Genomic DNA, 15,674 nt, shown 5'->3' with positions numbered 1-15,674 from the left:
CGAATAATATCTGCAGGCGGCTATGCTGTAAAACAAAGGCTACCTGAAAACAGCAACACGGGATTTCAGGTAGCCTTTTCCTATCCATCTAAACCGCAACACAACTACACCTCAACCCGCTTGCCAATATCTTTAAGCTTAGCGTACTGCTCCAAAAGCTGCGGACTATCGTCCAAACTCATGGCAAAGTTCCACAGATAAGTGGTTACGGAATAAACGTGCCCCGCGCTACCGTAACCTTGGAGGATAAGCAGCAACAATGCCGTACCGAACAGGAAGCTCAGCGCCAGCCCTATAGCCAGGAAGCTGGCAGCTTCACGATTGGAAATCAGAATCCGCAGGCGGGCGGAGAAGGAATAATGTCTCGACAAAATACGCTCGCTCGCCGTACCCACCAAATCCACTTCCTTTTCCAAGCGATTATTCAGGCGGTGGTAGAGCCGGTCGTTCACGGCAGCAAAACGCGGCACCAACAGAGCAAACACCGCCGCCACCAACAGTGCCGCAGCGCCCACCCAAAACTCAATCACCAGCAGCATCACCACCGAGCCAACGGCGGAAAACACTGAAGTAGTAAACAAGGGGAGGTGCAACTCGAAAAAATCCACAAACTCACGGGAAAGAGCTACACGGGCAGCGGTTTCCGAATGGCTGCTCCCACTTTCGCGCTGGCGCAGAATTACTGGCACGGCTATTTCGGCATAGATTTTGGCAAAGACTCGAGTATCCACACTGCGGCGTGCCGCTGACACGCTGTAAATCACAATCATCAACAGCGCATAACCTGCCGCGCCCCAAAAGCTACCGGACACCACCTGGTTGATGGCGAAGCCGGCAAACAACGGATAAGTATTGATAAGCAGGTTTTCCGCTGCCACCAGAGAGAACGTTCCGATGAGACGGCGGCGATTTTGAGCAGCGATGGCTTTGAGGGTTTGGAAGGCTGATGGGGAGGGCATGATGTGGTGTGTTTGGAAGATTTTTGAGATAACCAGCTTGTTTTTCAGGTAGCCTTTTGGCAGCGGCCCATATTATACAAAACAGGCCACCTAAAACCGGAACATTAGATTTTCAGGTAGCCTGTTGCCTGGAATGGAAGAATAGGCTATTCCCCCCTCAAAAAACAGATCGCGGTACACCGCATAAGGTAGGATAAACAGCACCGGCAGGCAGACCAGCACGGCAACGGCCAGCACCACCAGGGCGGCTTTACCCAATGCCGGCGCGAGCGAACCCAAGAAACCTGTTAAAACCGCACCGCTCAATATCACGCCGAGGAAGGCCAAAAACATAAGCAGCGAACACCAAAACGCACCGCCGATGTTGCGGAGAAAGCCTTTCAGGCTCAGGCCGATGGTGCGGAACAGCTTTTCATCTTGCAGGATAATCAGCGTGGGCGCGAGGAAAGTAAGAGACAAATAAACAATGGCGAAAACCAAATTCATGGCCTTCAGGCTGTTTGGCATCCCTTCCTGCACATTGTCCAAATATGCTTGCAACACATCACTGCCGAATACAAAGTAAACGATTGCGCCGTACAGCAAGGTTAGGGCAAAAGTAAACAGCCCCACACCCAACAGGCTCAAAACCCGCTCCCGAAAGCCGGTAGAAAAATATCGCCGATACTGAAATTACCATACTGCTCGGTGTCTTGCGCCGCATAGGCCACACCGGCCAACAGGAAGGTCATCAGCAGCGGCTGCAACAGCGGACCGGCGATAGGGATAAGTGCAATAACAACGTTGGCAAGCAGAATCAGCAGCATCGCGCCTATCCATTTGCCCAGCCGCTGCTTAAACAAACTCCAGGCGTCACGCAGCCAGCCCATCGCCCGCCCCATACCCACGGCCTGCGGTTCGCCCAAATAGCCGTCAGTTTCGACTTCACGGGCCTGTTCCGCCAAAGGAGTGCGTGGCGGAGCATAGCGGTTTAGATTTGGTTCATCCATGGTTTCTCTTTATTCTTGGTTAAATAGGAGGGCGTATTTTAGCGAACCGCAAGCAAACGGCAGGAAAACTATAGTGGATTAAATTTAAATCAGGACAAGGCGGCGAGCCGCAGACAGTACAAATAGTACGGCAAGGCGAGCCAACGCTGTACTGGTTTAAATTTAATTCACTATACACCGCATTGGGTAAGATGTTGTGGCTAGAAACACACGGCAGCCTTATCAATTAAAGAGGTTACCTGAAATTCCAACCCCGCAAAAACGTCTTCCTGTGGAAGCTTCGCTTTAGCTTCGCAGAAACTCACTTCGTTCGTTTTAACTGCGTTGAAGCTTCGCTTTCAGGTAGCCTTTGCCCGTTCACACGCCCAAATAGCCTTCGCGGCTGGCCAGCCAGCGTGCCAGGTGTTTTTCCACAATATCGGGGTGGTGGGCGATGAGTTCTGGAGCGAGCTGGCGGGCGGCTTCCAAGAGGGGCAGGTCTTGCTCCAAATCGGCGAAACGCAGCATGGGCAGGCCGCTTTGGCGGGCGCCGAGAAATTCGCCGGGGCCGCGGATGTTGAGGTCTTGACGGGCGATTTCAAAGCCGTCGGTGTTTTCGTAGATCACTTTGAGGCGGGCTTTGGCGGTGTCGCCCAAGGGCTCGGCAAACAGCAGCACGCAGCTGGATACCGCGGCGCCGCGCCCTACCCGGCCGCGCAATTGGTGCAGCTGGGAAAGCCCCATGCGCTCGGCGTGTTCGATCACCATCAGGGCGGCGTTGGGCACGTCCACCCCCACTTCGATCACGGTGGTGGCCACCAGCACATGGATGCGCCCGGCGGCAAATTCGGCCATCACGGCGGCTTTCTCCGTGCTTTTCATGCGGCCGTGCACCAGGCCGACGGTGAGCTCGGGCAGGGCGGCCTGCAGCTCGGCGAGCGTATCGGTGGCGGTTTGCAACTGCAGCACTTCGCTCTCTTCAATCAGCGGGCACACCCAATAGGCCTGCTGCCCTTTTTTACAGGTAGCCAGCACAAAGCCTTCCACTTCGCGGCGGCGGATGTTGTTGACCAAGCGGGTCTTAATCGGCGTGCGGCCGGGCGGCAGCTCGTCGATAACGGAAACATCGAGGTCGGCAAAGAAGCTCATGGCCAGCGTGCGCGGAATGGGGGTGGCGGACATCATCAGCTGGTGCACGTCGCGGCCTTTGTTTTTCAGGGCGAGGCGCTGCGCCACGCCGAAGCGGTGCTGCTCGTCCACAATCACCAAGCCGAGGTTTTGGAAAGATACATCGTCTTGAAACAGGGCGTGCGTGCCCACGGCCAAGCGAATACGGCCGTCGGCCAGCGCGGCTTTGGCTTGGTCTTTTTCTTTCTTTTTGAGGCTACCTGAAAGCCAGGCCACGCTGATGCCCAGCGGCTCGAGCCATTGGCGGAATTTGATGTGGTGCTGCTCGGCGAGGATTTCGGTGGGTGCCATCACGGCCACTTGTGCGCCTGCTTCGATGGCCGCCAGCGCAGAAAGCGCGGCCACGATGGTTTTGCCGCTGCCCACATCGCCCTGCAGCAGGCGGTGCATCGGGTGCTGCTGCGCCAAATCTTGGCGGATTTCGGCCAGCACGCGATCTTGAGCGGCGGTGAGGGCGAAAGGCAGGCTCTGCACCAGCGGTTTGGCGAGGCTGCCGTCGCCCACCAGCGGCATGGCCTGCCCGCTGAGTCGATGTGCACGAGCCAGGCGCATGGAAAGCTGCTGGGCGAGCAGTTCGTCAAATTTCAGCCGCTGCCAGGCAGGCAGGCTGCCGTCCGACAATTGGCCGATACTGTATTCGGGCGGCGGCGCGTGCAGAAGGTGCAGGCTTTCGGCCAGCGGCGGCAGCTTGAGCTGGGCAAGCAGGCTTTCAGGTAGCGTGTCGGCCAAATCGGTTTGAACGAGGGCTTGCCGGATAATGCGGCGCAGCGTGGGCTGGCCGAGGCCGGACACGGTGGGATACACGGGAGTGAGGCTCTCGGCCAGGCTTTGGCTTGCCGCATCGCGGATTTTGGGATGCACCATTTCGTCGCCGAAAAAGCCGTGGCGGATTTCGCCGATGGCGCGGATGCGTTTGCCTACGGCGAGCTGTTTTTGCTGGCTGGGGTAGAAATGGATAAAGCGCAGGTGCAGCACGCTACCGGATTGGTCGCGGATTTGGGCAATCAGCTGGCGGCGCGGGCGGAACTGGATTTCCTGATGCGCCACTTCGCCTTCCACTTGGCAGGATACGCCCACGGGCGCGTCTTTGATGGGGGTGAGGTGGGTTTCGTCTTCGTAGCGCAGGGGCAGGTGCAGCACGGCATCCCACAGGCTGCGGATATGCAGCTTGGCGAGCTTGCCGGCGGTGGCGTCGGTGAGCTTGAGTTGTTGTTTGAAATCGGCGCTCATGGATAAGGCTACCTGAAAACGAACGAAGTGAGTTTCTGCGAAGCTAAAGCGTGGGTTTGTGCGGAGTAGAAAGATGGCGGGATTGTACTGGAGCAGATGTTTTTCAGGTAGCCTTCATCAGGCTACCTGAAAATATTGGCCGCGCTTGAATGCCCTATTCCGCAGCCTCTTCTTCTGCCACCTCTTCTTCTGCCGTTGTGCCGGAAACACCCAACTCCGGCAACACCAATTCGCCCAATTCGGCTAGGGGCGGCAGGGATTCGAGGGTGTCGATTTGCAAATCGGTGAGGAAGGTTTTGGTGGTGGCCCACAAGCTTGGGCGGCCGATGGTGTCGCGCTTGCCCACGCTTTCTATCCAGCCGCGTTCCTGCAGGGTTTGCATCACGTTTTGCGACACCGCCACGCCGCGGATGGCTTCGATATCGCCGCGCGTAACCGGCTGGCGGTAGGCGATGATGGCCAAGGTTTCCATCACCGCGCGAGAGTAGCGCGGCGTGCTCTGTTCTTCCAGGTTGCCGAGCCGCTCGAAGGCGGCAGAGGCTACCTGAAACCGCCAGCCCTCATGGGTGCGCACCAGCTGCAACGCCCTGCCCTGCCAGCGTTGTTGCAGGGCTTCGAGCACGTCTTCGAGCTTATCGGCAGAAAGCGGCGGCTCGCACAAGTCGCGCAGGCGGCGTTCGGGCAGCGGCTCGGGCTGGGTGAGCAACGCGGCTTCGATCAGGCTTTCGGGGGAAAGGGTGTGCGGCATGGGTGGGGTGATGTGTGTTGGGCGGGTTTGGCAAAACGTTGGGTATGAATGCCGGGCTGCTTTTTTCAGGTAGCCCGTTTCCATTCCTTACGGATTGCGTTGATGGCTTTATCGTCAAATCTCCAGAGGAAAATGTCTTCGGCTTTGTCTTTGGGCTGATCCTGGCGCAGAAGGTATTCGGCAGCTTCGCGCACGGCTTTGGCTTTGTCATGGAGCAGCGGCTTAACTTTTTCCACATCAAATTCATACAGGAATAACAATCCGTACAGCGCCGCGTAACGGAATGCGGCTTTTTTGTGCGTCAGGGCTTGGTAGAAGGCTTCGCGACAACGCAAATCAGGCAAGTGCCAGTCGCAAACAGATCTAAGGGCATAAAGTATTTCCAAATGCAGCTTTTCGCCGGGCTGATGCGCCAGTACGGCCAACAACAGGCTGATAAGGTACGGGTGGGCAAGATAGCTGTCGGCACGGCGGCGGGTTTGGCTGCGGGCTTCGGATTCGATACGTTTGACGGCGCGGATTTTTTCTTCTTCCGTGCCATTCTCCAGCGCGGCTATATAGCCTGCATGGGCAGGCGACAGGGCGGGAAACGGTACGTTATCGAGAAATTCCTGCTGTTTGGTCTGGTCAAGGCGCAGGATGAAGCCGCGCAGCAGCAGATTATCTGCACGTTCGACGGAGATTTTGGGCTTGGCGGCGGCAGGGGCGGTGTGCTGGCTTTCTTCGCCGCTGATTTTGCGCAGGGCTTGGCACAGGCGCAGCAAACTTTCGCGGTTGGCGGAATAGGCACAAAACATACCAGCTTCGGAATCGAAGTGCAGCTCTTTAATTTGATGCTGCTTGGCAAGTTTTTTGGCGAGCTGTTGCAGGCCATAGCCCGCGCAACCTTTATCACCAAAATAGCTGTCAAAATAGTGGAAATCAGAGGTGATAACGGTGTCGTAGTCAGTTTGCTGCTCTTCACGGCTAATGAAGCGGCAGGGGAAGAAAGGGTTGCTCATGTTTCAGGTAGCCTTCAACTTATTGATTACTCTTGATACACATAGTTGGCCCGTTTGATGTGGCACAGCAGCTCGTAGGAAATCGTCCCGGCGGATTGGGCCACGGTGGCTACAGAAACGGCGTCGCCCCACAACTCCACTTCGCTGCCCACGCCTTGGTGGTGGTCGAGCTCGACGGCGAGCATATCCATGCTCACGCGACCGATAAGGCGGCTGGGTTGGCCGTTTACGGTAAGCGGGCAGCCGTTTTGTGCGGTGCGGGGGTAGCCGTCGGCATAACCGCAGGCGGCAATGCCGATGCGGGTGGAGCGTTCGGTGATGAAGGATGCGCCGTAGCCGACGGGCTCTCCGGGCTGGAGGGTGCGTTCGGCAAAGATGCGGCTGGTAAGGCGCATCACGGGTTTGAGCTCGGGGCAGGCTCCCGGAAAGGGCTCGATGCCGTAGAGGGCAATGCCGGCTCGCCCCCAGTCGCGGCGGGCGGCGGGGTGGGCAATGATGGCGGCAGAATTGGCGAGGCTCTGTGCTCCGGAAAGGCCGGCCACGGCGGTGTCGAAGGCGGCCAGCTGGGCGGCGGTCATCGCTTGTTCCGGCTCGTCGGCGCGGGCGAAGTGAGTCATGTTCACAATGTGCGCCACCTGCGGGCTTTGGCGCAGGGCTTGGTGGGCGGGGGCGAAGTTTTGCGGGAAGAAACCCGCGCGGTGCATGCCGGAATCCATTTTCAGCCAAACGGTTACCGGCTCGCGCCAGCGGTGCGCCAGCAGGCTTTCGAGCTGCCATTGGCTTTGTACGCCCGGCCACAGGCGGTATTCGTCCACCGCGGCGTATTCGGCGGGCTCAAACACGCCTTCGAGCATCACGATAGGCGCGCTGATGCCGGCTTTGCGCAGTTCGATGCCCTCATCCAACGTGGCCACGGCGAAACCGTCGGCCAAATCGGCCAGCGCACGGGCGCAGCGCACGGCACCGTGGCCGTAGGCATCGGCTTTCACCACGGCGAGCATTTTATTGCCGTGCAGGCGTTTGAGCAGTTGGTAGTTGTGGCGCAGGTGGCTGAGGCGGATGGTGGCGGTAAGCGGGCGCATGGCGGGTCTCTATTCTCTATCGGTTAGGGTTGGTATGGGTTTCAGGTAGCCTTTAAAGGCTACCTGAAAAATAAATACGGCATTGATGGCCTGCAACAGCAAATTGGTCGAACTTGAGGCTACCTGAAACTTTCAGGTAGCCTGTAAATTGGCCGCAAAGGATAGGCCAATCATCCCATGCGGCCAATCTGCCTACTGCATCCGAATGGAAATAAAGCTGTTTTGATGCAGCTGCTGGAGCAGGCTCTGCATGGCAGCTTGGGTTTTCTGCTCGGCGATGGCATCGTGCACACCGGCGCGGATGCGGGCATCGGGCGTATTTGGCGTGCGGGCTTCCACCAGGCGGATCACGTGCCAGCCAAACTGGGTATGTACCGGCGCGCTCACCTGGCCGGGTTTCAAGCCGCGCATGGCACGTTCGAACTCGGGCACGGTTTCGCCTTCGGAGAGCCAGCCCAAATCGCCGCCGTTGGCAGCACTGCTGTCTTGCGAATACTGGCGCGCCAAGGCGGAAAAATCGGCGCCGCGTTGGGCATTTTGCGCCAAGCGTTGCGCCAGCCGCTGGGCACGTTCGCCTTGGCTGGCAATCAGGATGTGCTGGGCATGATATTGGGTTTTGGGCGTGGCCTGCGGAAGGGCGATGCCTTGGGCACGGGCGCGGGCGATAGCGGCATTGATTTCGTCTTCGCTCACTTTAGCCTCACTGGCAGTCTGCCCCTGCTGCACGCGTTGGGCAATCATGCTGTCGCGCACTTGGCGGCGCAGGGCGGTTTTGTCGATGCCGAAGCGGGCTTGGGCAGCTTCAAACTGAGCCACGCTTTGGCGGCGGGAAGCGGCAATACGGGCAATTTCGGCTTCCACTTCGGCATCCGGCACTTGGATATTGTTGCGTCGGCCGGCCTGCACCAAAAGTGATTGGTTCACCAGCTGCATCAGGGTTTGCCGCTGCAATTCCTGCTCGGACACTTGCGTGCCGCGCGGCATTTGGCTGCGGGTGTGGGCCACGGCCTGATCAAGCTCGCGCTGGGTGATGACTTCACTCTCCACCACGGCCACGATGTTGTCCACCGACCGCACGGTGTTGGCCGAGGCTACCTGAAAAGCCAGGCTCATGCCCAGCGCCAAAACCAAAGTTTTCATTTTCATTTACGCATTACCTCATCAATGTTGGTGTAGCCAGGAATCGACTGGCGGATTTGTTCAAAAGGATTGTTGCCCAAGCTGCTTAAATCACGCAGGCGCAGCTGGAGGAAGAAGGCGTTTTTTCTGGAGTTCACGCCGTTTACATAATGCTGACCGACGGCACTCAAGCTCCAGCAGCCGCAGCCGCTGATGTATTCCATGCCCAAAAGGTGTTCCACTGGCTTATGCTCGCTGAAGGAATAGCTGTGGCGGCCCACTAGGTAAAGATTGCGGCTCACCGGCCATTGGAAATACACATCGGCCCGGCGTACTTTGCCATATACGTCGTCGTAGATTTCGCCGTAGCGGCGATATTGATAGCGCGCACCCACGGTTTTGCCGGGCTCAGGGCTGTAACGCAGGCCAAGATGATATTTGGCCGCGGCATTTTGGCTGGTGTCGTAGTGCACTTCGCTGTTCAGCCAGATATTGTCGGTGACCCGGCCGTCGGCAAAGGCCAACAAATCGGAATGGCCACTGCGCCGCTGCACACGGCTGCCGTCGAGCAATACGTCGTCACGAGTGAAATACAGGCGCTGGCCAAGGCCGGCAGAGAAACGTTCTGCGCCGTTTCGGGCATCATACAGGCGGGTTTGCACCGCCATGGTGAGGAAGTTGGCGGCGTTGATACGGTCGTGACCGGAGAAGCGGTTTTCTCGGAACAGCTGGCTGTAGTTGAAACTGTTTTCGGCAGTATCAAACAGCGGAATGTCGTTTTGCTGCTTGGTTGGGATGTAGGTGTAGAACAGGCGCGGCTCTAAGGTTTGCACATAATCACGCCCCTGCCAGCTGGCCGGCCGCTCAAACACCATACCGCTATCCACACTGAAGGTGGGCAATATGCGGCTGAAATTGCGTGCCTGTGCGCCGTTATGGCTGTCTAGGTTGTAATAAGTGGCGTGCAAGCCGAGCTTGGGTCGGACATAGCCCCAGCTGCGGTTGAATTCCGCGCTCACGCTGGGGTTGAGCACCAAACGGCTACCTTCCTGTTTGCTATCGTGGCGGAAGTTGCTGTATTGGCCAAACATTTGGAAGTTGACGATACCGAAGCGCTTCTGCCATTGGCTGCTTAGGCGCGGCAACAGTGAATAAGGTTGGTCGCCTTTGTAGCCGTCGGCATTGGCCAGGGTTTGGTATTTCTGCACGGTGGCGTAGCTGTCAAAGCGGCCGGTCCACAATTCAGTTTGGTGGCGCAACCACAGCTGGCGGTTGAGGTTGACATTGGTGGCAATGTCGGTGCGGTTGTAGAAATCGCGGTAGTAATCGTCGTCGGATACTTGGTGGAAATCCACACCGCCGCTAAGGGTACGGCTGAATTGGTGTTGGTGGTCCCAATCGATTTTGCTGCGGGTATCGTGCTGGCTGAGTTGGTCTGCGGGCAACACGGCCAAGCTGATGTCGCCCTGATATTTGGGCTGCAGATAACGGAACTGACCGGCCAGCTGCAGACCACGGCGGCTATAAAGCTTGGGCGTAAGCGTGAAGTCGTAGTTCGGGGCGAGGTTGAAATAATAGGGGGCAGTGATTTCCACACCGTCGGAACCGGCTTTAAAGGTGGGCACTAAAAAGCCACTTTTTCGGTTGCCATTGAGCGGAAAATCAATCCACGGCGTGTAAAACAGCGGCACACCGCCCACCACTAGCGAGGCATTGCGCGCCACGCCGACATTGCGGCCGTAGTCCGCTTCAATGCTTTTGGCACGGATATACCAGCTTTCGTCGCCCGGATTGCAGGTGTTGAAGCGGCCGTTTTCTAGGCGGTAACGGTTTTCTCCATCCATCCGCAGAGTTTGGCTGGTGCCCTGCAGGCGGCGGCCGCTGCTGCTTTCGGCTTCAAAGCGGGCATTGGTGGCCTCGCCCTGGCGAGTGTCCATCTTATAACGCAGGTTCTCGCCGCTCACGCGCCCGCTGCCCTGCTCCAGCGTAAAGCGGTTGCCGGCCTGCACGGTATCTTGCGGCTGATTGTAGTCAATCCATTGTGCGTTGAGCACCTGGTTGCCACGCTCCACCACCACATCACCCTCGGCGCGCACGCGCACGTCGCTCTGGCCGATCACACGGTCGGCATTCACACGGGTAGCCCCTTCGGCCAACGTGCCTTCGCCGCTGGTTTTCACCGGCGCAATCATTTGTTTGGGCGCGTTCGGCCGGTGGCAGACTGCGCCGCCCTCCGCCGCCAGCGACAGAGGCTCGGCCTGCAGCAGGGCTGGCAGGCTCAAACCGGTCAGCACAGCGGCTGCCATCGGGCTCAATCGGAAAAAGCAAGACAAAGAATCACCCCAATTTTTTACAGCGGGTTTAAAATGGCGCATATTTTAACCCGAAAAACATCATGGAACGAGAAAAAGAATTGCAAAACTGGCTGCAGAAACGTTATCCGCAGCGGGATTTCACCCTTTCCTTCGCCGCAGCGGATGCCGATTTCCGCCGCTATTTCCGCGCCGTATTTGAAAACGGCGAGAGCGTGGTCTGCATGGACGCACCGCCCGACAAAATGAGCATCGAACCCTATTTGCGCGTGCGCGAGATTTTTGCCGCCGTACATGTGCCGCAAGTGTTCCACCACGATATCGAACACGGTTTCGCCGCCTTGGAAGACTTCGGCAAAGTGCCTTACTTGGCCGCACTGGAGCACGACACCCGCCCCGAAGTACAACGCGCCCTGCTGCTCGACGCACTCGACACACTAATCGATCTGCAAAAATCCAGCCGCCCCGGCGTACTGCCCAAATACGACGAAGCCGTAATGCGCCGCGAAATGCAGCTGTTCCCCGATTGGTTTATGGCCAAAGAGCTGGGCAAAAACCTGAACTTCAAACAACAGCAGCTGTGGCAGCAAACGCTCGATACACTCCTGCCCGTGCTCACCGCCCAGCCGCAAGTATATGTGCACCGCGACTTCATCATACGCAATCTGATGCTCACCCCCGGCCGACCCGGCGTGCTGGATTTCCAAGATGCGCTCTACGGCCCGATTCCTTACGACCTGGTTTCCCTCCTGCGCGATGCATTTATCGAATGGGAGGAAGAGTTTGTGATTGATTTGGCCGTACGCTACTGGGAAAAAGCCCGCGCCGCCGGCCTGCCCGTGCCCGCCGATTTCGACCGTTTCTACCGCGATTTCGAATGGATGGGCGTGCAGCGGCACTTGAAAGTGGCCGGCATATTCGCCCGCCTGTGGCACCGCGACAGCAAAGGGAAATACCGCCCCGAAATCCCCCGCTTCCTCAACTATCTGCGCCGCACCACCCGTCGCTACCGCGAACTCGCCCCGCTCTATGCACTCTTGCTCGAGCTGGTGGGCGACGAAGAGCTGCGAACCGGCTATACGTTTTAAACGTTGAACGGTTATAACATCGTTGCAGCTTAGACTTTAGCTTCGCAGAAACTCAGCCTTGGCTACGCCAAGACATCATTTTCAGGTAGCCTTCCTTTGCTCAGCTATTTCGCCTAATCAATCCCGATATCCAAACACACAATCTCGCCGCACCACTGCTGCACGATGGGACTGGCATGGGCGGGTTTGAGGGCGGCGAAGGCGTAGGTGAGGTTGGCGCGGAAGGTATCGGCGGCAGCTTCTCCAGTGTCGCCGTTGAGGCCGGTGGGGATATCGAGCGCCACTTTATAGCCAGCTGCATGATTGAGCCGACGGCAGCATTCCGCAGCCTCAAGTGGCAGGCTACCTGAAAAACCGGTGCCGAAAATGCCGTCTATAACCAAGCTGTAACCTTGCTCCAGCGCGGCAGGCAATGCCTCAACCGGCAGGAAGCGGATACTCCCCAACCCCTGGAGGTGTTGGCGGTTGGTTTCGGCCAAATCCGACAGCGTCGTGCCCAAGAGCAGCACAATATCGGCCTGCCAGCCGTGCTGCTGCAACACGCGGGCAATCACCAACGCATCGCCGCCGTTATTGCCTTTGCCGCACACCAGCAGGGCACGACCGGGTGTGGGCAGGCGGCGCAGCAAATCGGCAGCGGCGGCCTGCCCGGCGTTTTCCATCAGCTGCAAAAAGCTGGTGCCGGCATCCACCGCTGCCTGTTCGCGCTCGCGCATCTGGGCGGCGGTGTAGATTTTCGGGGGATTCTGCGGCATGGTGTTCTCCTGTTTTGGGGTGGGCAAAATTCTATGCCCTTCTAGGCAAACAGGCTACCTGAAGATTTTCAGGTAGCCTGTTTGGCATTCAATCCCACTACCATTTTAATGCCGATGCCGCTTAGGTATGCGCTGCAAATGGCTTGGATACACCGCGTGCGTTTCCACCCTGCCCTGTTCCACCGCATTGAGGATGGTCCGGCCTTTTTGGTCTTGCGGAAAGTTACGCACATATTCGCGCAGCAGCGGCAGGGCTTCGCTGCGTTTGTTTTGCGTTAACAGGGCAGTGGCCAAATCCCGGCCGCTTTCTTTATGGCCGGCTTGGTAGGCGGCGCGCAGCATGGGAATGGCGCGTTCCATGCGGGCGCTGGAGGCAAGGAAGTTGCCAAATTCGCCCTGCACGGCGGGTTTGTCGGCGGCAGGAGCAAAGGCAAGCAGGCGGGCGTAGTCGGCTTCGGCACGGTCGGCATAGCCGGCTTGGTCGAGGTTGTGCCCCATCCAGTTTAGGCGGGCGCGCATTTGCAGGAGCACCAAGTACCCTTGGCTGGGCGCGGCACCGGCACGCGGCGTGTTATTTTCCACAAGGCTGTCGAATACCACGCCCAAAGGCTGCAAATCGGCAATGGCACGGCGGCGGTCGGCATCGGTATCAAATTGCACGGGATACTCCGCCGCATGTGCAGCCAAATTGTCGAACGCACGCTGCACGGCAGGCATATTCACATTAATCGGCGGATGCTAGGAGCTGCCGCTCACCAAGCTTTGCGGGTTCAGCGGCTGATAGGGCACGGCCAATGCAGCGGGAGCAGCCAGCGCCAACAAGATAGCAAGCAGATGTTTTTTCATGATGTTCCTTGTAATGGATTGAACTCAATCTGGCCGCAAAGGCTACCTGAAAATATTTCAACTAACGCAGCAGCAATATACCGAAACGTACATTTGTAGCAAAGAATGTGTTTTAGCTTCATTGACACTGGGCTTTCAGGTAGCCCTTTCCTAGCGCGTTACCTCCACCCCCGCGCCCACTTTACCATAAGGCGTCACGCTGCTATTGCCGTTGCCCAAATCCACCGAGCCGCGCGCACCCACATAGCCGTCGCCACCGCTCACGCCCACCCCGACGCCACAAGCCGATAACAGGGCGGCCAACACCGCCGCAGCGGCCAAACGATATGTTGTTTTCATGATTTTCCTTTCATCTAATTGAATACAGAACAAATATTGGAAACAATAGCACAATGATTTTCAGGTAGCCTCTACGGCACAGCAGGCTACCTGAAAACCATACTTCCGCAAAATGAAAATGAAGCAGCCGAAGAAGACAAGTTTCTACCAAGCTAACATCAGCCGCCCGCCTTATACCCCTCTGCCACCCGCACATAATGCGCCGCCGAATACGGCAGAAACGCCAGCTCCTCTGCCGTGAGCCGCCGCACTTGCTTTACCGGCGAACCCACATACAAATAACCGCTTTCCAGCCGTTTGCGCGGCGGCACCAAGCTGCCCGCCCCAATCATCACATCGTCTTCAATTACCGCATCATCCAGCACAATGCTGCCCATCCCCACCAACACGCGGTTGCCAACGGTGCAGCCGTGCAGCGTAACATGATGGCCGATGGTGCAATCCTCGCCGATAATCAGCGGCGAACCTTCCGGTTTGTCGTCCGTTTTGTGGCTCACATGCAGCATCACATGATCTTGAATATTGCTGCCCCGCCCCACGCGGATGCTGTTCACATCCCCCCGCAGCACGGCAAACGGCCACACCGACACCTCCTCGGCCAACACCACATCCCCCGCCACCAAACATAGCGGATCGAGATAACAACTGCCATGCACCTGAGGCACGGCAGCCAAATACGGGCGGATATTGCTCATTGGAAACTCCTTGTTCGTATCAAGCCGCCAAGGCTACCTGAAAATCGGATGGCGGCATAGCCGGGCTGTGGTTTTAGCTGCGCAAGAACCGGGCTGGCAACATAGCAATACCGCCCTACCCCGTTCCCGGCCACAAAAGGCTAGCTGCAACTTCCCTTCCCCCCAGCAGCAAGCACTCGCATTAGCGCTATAATCTCTCTTTTGCCCGCGCTTTTTCAGGTAGCCTCATGGACATCATCCAATACCCCGATTCCCCCTTCAAACTCCACCAACCCTTCCCGCCCGCCGGCGACCAGCCTACCGCCATTGCCGGCCTGCTCGAAGGGCTTTCAGACGGCCTTGCCTATCAAACCCTGCTTGGCGTAACCGGTTCGGGCAAAACCTACACCATGGCGAACGTCATTGCGCAAAGCGGCCGCCCCGCCATCATCATGGCGCACAATAAAACCCTTGCCGCCCAGCTTTACGCCGAAATGCGCGAGTTTTTCCCCGAAAATGCGGTGGAATATTTCGTCTCCTACTACGACTATTACCAACCCGAAGCCTATGTGCCCAGCCGCGACTTGTTCATCGAAAAAGACAGCGCGATCAACGAACACATCGAGCAGATGCGCCTTTCCGCCACCAAAAACCTGATGACGCGCGATGACGTGATTATCGTTGCCACCGTGTCCGCCATTTACGGTATCGGCGACCCGACCGAATATCAACAAATGGTGTTGTCCGTCAAAGAAGGCGACACCATCGAGCAGCGCGACATCATCGCTACGCTCGTTTCCATGCAATACGAACGCGGCGATTTGGACTTCAAACGCGGCAGCTTCCGCGTACGCGGCGACGTGATCGACGTGTACCCCGCCGAAAGCTCCGAAAACGCCTTGCGCATCAGCTTGTTCGACGACGAAATCGACCGTCTCGATATGTTCGACCCGCTTTCAGGCAGCCTTATCCAGCGCGTCGGCCGCTACACCGTCTTCCCGTCCAGCCACTACGTTACCCCGCGCGACACCGTCTTGCGCGCCTGCGAGTCCATCAAAGAAGAATTGCGTGAACGCATCGAATTTTTCGCTCGCGAACAACGCCCCGTCGAACAACAACGCATCGAACAACGTACCCGTTTCGACCTCGAAATGCTCTACGAAATGGGCTTCTGTAAAGGCATTGAAAACTACTCCCGCCACTTCTCCGGCAAAAAAGAAGGCGAACCGCCGCCCACGCTGATGGACTACCTGCCCGATAACGCCATCATGTTCATCGACGAAAGCCACGTTACCGTTACCCAAATCGGCGGCATGTACAAAGGCGACGCATCGCGCAAGCAAAACCTCGTGGACTACGGCTTCC

15 protein-coding genes and 1 pseudogene are annotated in these 15,674 nt (G+C 57.7%); 3 read left to right on the top strand and 13 right to left on the bottom strand.

Going from position 1 to position 15,674, the window contains the following annotated elements; all coding sequences use genetic code 11:
- Window positions 1-104 precede the first annotated feature (104 nt).
- The 3 genes from ACO6EE_RS05500 to ACO6EE_RS05490 form a co-directional block, all read right to left on the bottom strand.
- On the bottom strand, window positions 105-959 hold the full coding sequence (locus ACO6EE_RS05500; RefSeq protein ID WP_485959825.1) for an ABC transporter six-transmembrane domain-containing protein: 855 nt from the start codon (window positions 957-959) through the stop codon (window positions 105-107).
- A gap of 90 nt (window positions 960-1,049) precedes the next feature.
- Complete coding sequence (locus ACO6EE_RS05495) at window positions 1,050-1,586, bottom strand: hypothetical protein (protein ID WP_485959823.1); 537 nt, start codon at window positions 1,584-1,586, stop codon at window positions 1,050-1,052.
- Complete coding sequence (locus tag ACO6EE_RS05490) at window positions 1,583-1,948, bottom strand: hypothetical protein (protein ID WP_485959822.1); 366 nt, start codon at window positions 1,946-1,948, stop codon at window positions 1,583-1,585. The genes ACO6EE_RS05495 and ACO6EE_RS05490 overlap by 4 nt, the downstream gene beginning before the upstream one ends.
- A gap of 69 nt (window positions 1,949-2,017) precedes the next feature.
- On the opposite strand from ACO6EE_RS05490, the pseudogene ACO6EE_RS05485 reads away from it, so the two are divergent.
- A pseudogene (locus ACO6EE_RS05485) lies at window positions 2,018-2,124 on the top strand (IS5/IS1182 family transposase); the annotation flags it as partial.
- A gap of 181 nt (window positions 2,125-2,305) precedes the next feature.
- On the opposite strand, the gene recG reads toward ACO6EE_RS05485, so the two are convergent.
- From recG to ACO6EE_RS05455, 6 genes are all read right to left on the bottom strand, one after another.
- The gene (recG, locus tag ACO6EE_RS05480; protein ID WP_485959821.1) at window positions 2,306-4,345 is read right to left on the bottom strand and encodes an ATP-dependent DNA helicase RecG; all 2,040 of its coding nucleotides are present in this window, start codon (window positions 4,343-4,345) and stop codon (window positions 2,306-2,308) included.
- A gap of 154 nt (window positions 4,346-4,499) precedes the next feature.
- Window positions 4,500-5,093: an SMC-Scp complex subunit ScpB gene (scpB, locus tag ACO6EE_RS05475; RefSeq protein WP_485959819.1), complete on the bottom strand. Its 594-nt coding sequence runs from the start codon at window positions 5,091-5,093 to the stop codon at window positions 4,500-4,502.
- A 65-nt stretch (window positions 5,094-5,158) separates the two neighbouring features.
- Window positions 5,159-6,094 (bottom strand): Imm51 family immunity protein, encoded by a 936-nt coding sequence (locus ACO6EE_RS05470; protein WP_485959817.1) that lies wholly within the window; start codon window positions 6,092-6,094, stop codon window positions 5,159-5,161.
- Between the two features lie 26 nt (window positions 6,095-6,120).
- The gene (gene alr / locus ACO6EE_RS05465) at window positions 6,121-7,176 is read right to left on the bottom strand and encodes an alanine racemase (protein ID WP_485959815.1); all 1,056 of its coding nucleotides are present in this window, start codon (window positions 7,174-7,176) and stop codon (window positions 6,121-6,123) included.
- Between the two features lie 192 nt (window positions 7,177-7,368).
- Entirely contained in the window at window positions 7,369-8,322 is a 954-nt protein-coding gene (locus tag ACO6EE_RS05460; RefSeq protein WP_485959814.1) for a peptidylprolyl isomerase, read from the bottom strand.
- Window positions 8,319-10,601 carry an LPS-assembly protein LptD gene (locus ACO6EE_RS05455; RefSeq protein WP_485959812.1) on the bottom strand — a complete coding sequence of 761 codons (2,283 nt, stop codon included), beginning with the start codon at window positions 10,599-10,601 and terminating at the stop codon, window positions 8,319-8,321. The genes ACO6EE_RS05460 and ACO6EE_RS05455 overlap by 4 nt, the downstream gene beginning before the upstream one ends.
- Before the next feature lie 89 nt (window positions 10,602-10,690).
- Here ACO6EE_RS05455 and amgK point away from each other — a divergent pair, with 89 nt between their 5' ends.
- Complete coding sequence (gene amgK, locus ACO6EE_RS05450; protein ID WP_485959810.1) at window positions 10,691-11,695, top strand: N-acetylmuramate/N-acetylglucosamine kinase AmgK; 1,005 nt, start codon at window positions 10,691-10,693, stop codon at window positions 11,693-11,695.
- Between the two features lie 113 nt (window positions 11,696-11,808).
- On the opposite strand, the gene ACO6EE_RS05445 is transcribed toward amgK, so the two are convergent.
- From ACO6EE_RS05445 to ACO6EE_RS05430, 4 genes are all read right to left on the bottom strand, one after another.
- Window positions 11,809-12,450, bottom strand: coding sequence for an NAD(P)H-hydrate epimerase (locus ACO6EE_RS05445; protein WP_485959808.1), 642 nt, complete (start codon window positions 12,448-12,450; stop codon window positions 11,809-11,811).
- Between the two features lie 105 nt (window positions 12,451-12,555).
- Window positions 12,556-13,173, bottom strand: coding sequence for a hypothetical protein (locus ACO6EE_RS05440; RefSeq protein ID WP_485959806.1), 618 nt, complete (start codon window positions 13,171-13,173; stop codon window positions 12,556-12,558).
- 273 nt (window positions 13,174-13,446) lie between these two features.
- Window positions 13,447-13,635: a hypothetical protein gene (locus ACO6EE_RS05435; RefSeq protein WP_485959805.1), complete on the bottom strand. Its 189-nt coding sequence runs from the start codon at window positions 13,633-13,635 to the stop codon at window positions 13,447-13,449.
- A 158-nt stretch (window positions 13,636-13,793) separates the two neighbouring features.
- Window positions 13,794-14,330 carry a gamma carbonic anhydrase family protein gene (locus ACO6EE_RS05430; RefSeq protein ID WP_485959803.1) on the bottom strand — a complete coding sequence of 179 codons (537 nt, stop codon included), beginning with the start codon at window positions 14,328-14,330 and terminating at the stop codon, window positions 13,794-13,796.
- A 227-nt stretch (window positions 14,331-14,557) separates the two neighbouring features.
- Here ACO6EE_RS05430 and ACO6EE_RS05425 point away from each other — a divergent pair.
- On the top strand, window positions 14,558-15,674 hold a 1,117-nt coding region (locus tag ACO6EE_RS05425; protein ID WP_485959802.1), incomplete at its 3' end, for a DEAD/DEAH box helicase family protein.

It is taken from the genome of Eikenella sp. (genome assembly GCF_057315495.1).
This window is presented reverse-complemented; position numbering and strand designations above follow the sequence as displayed.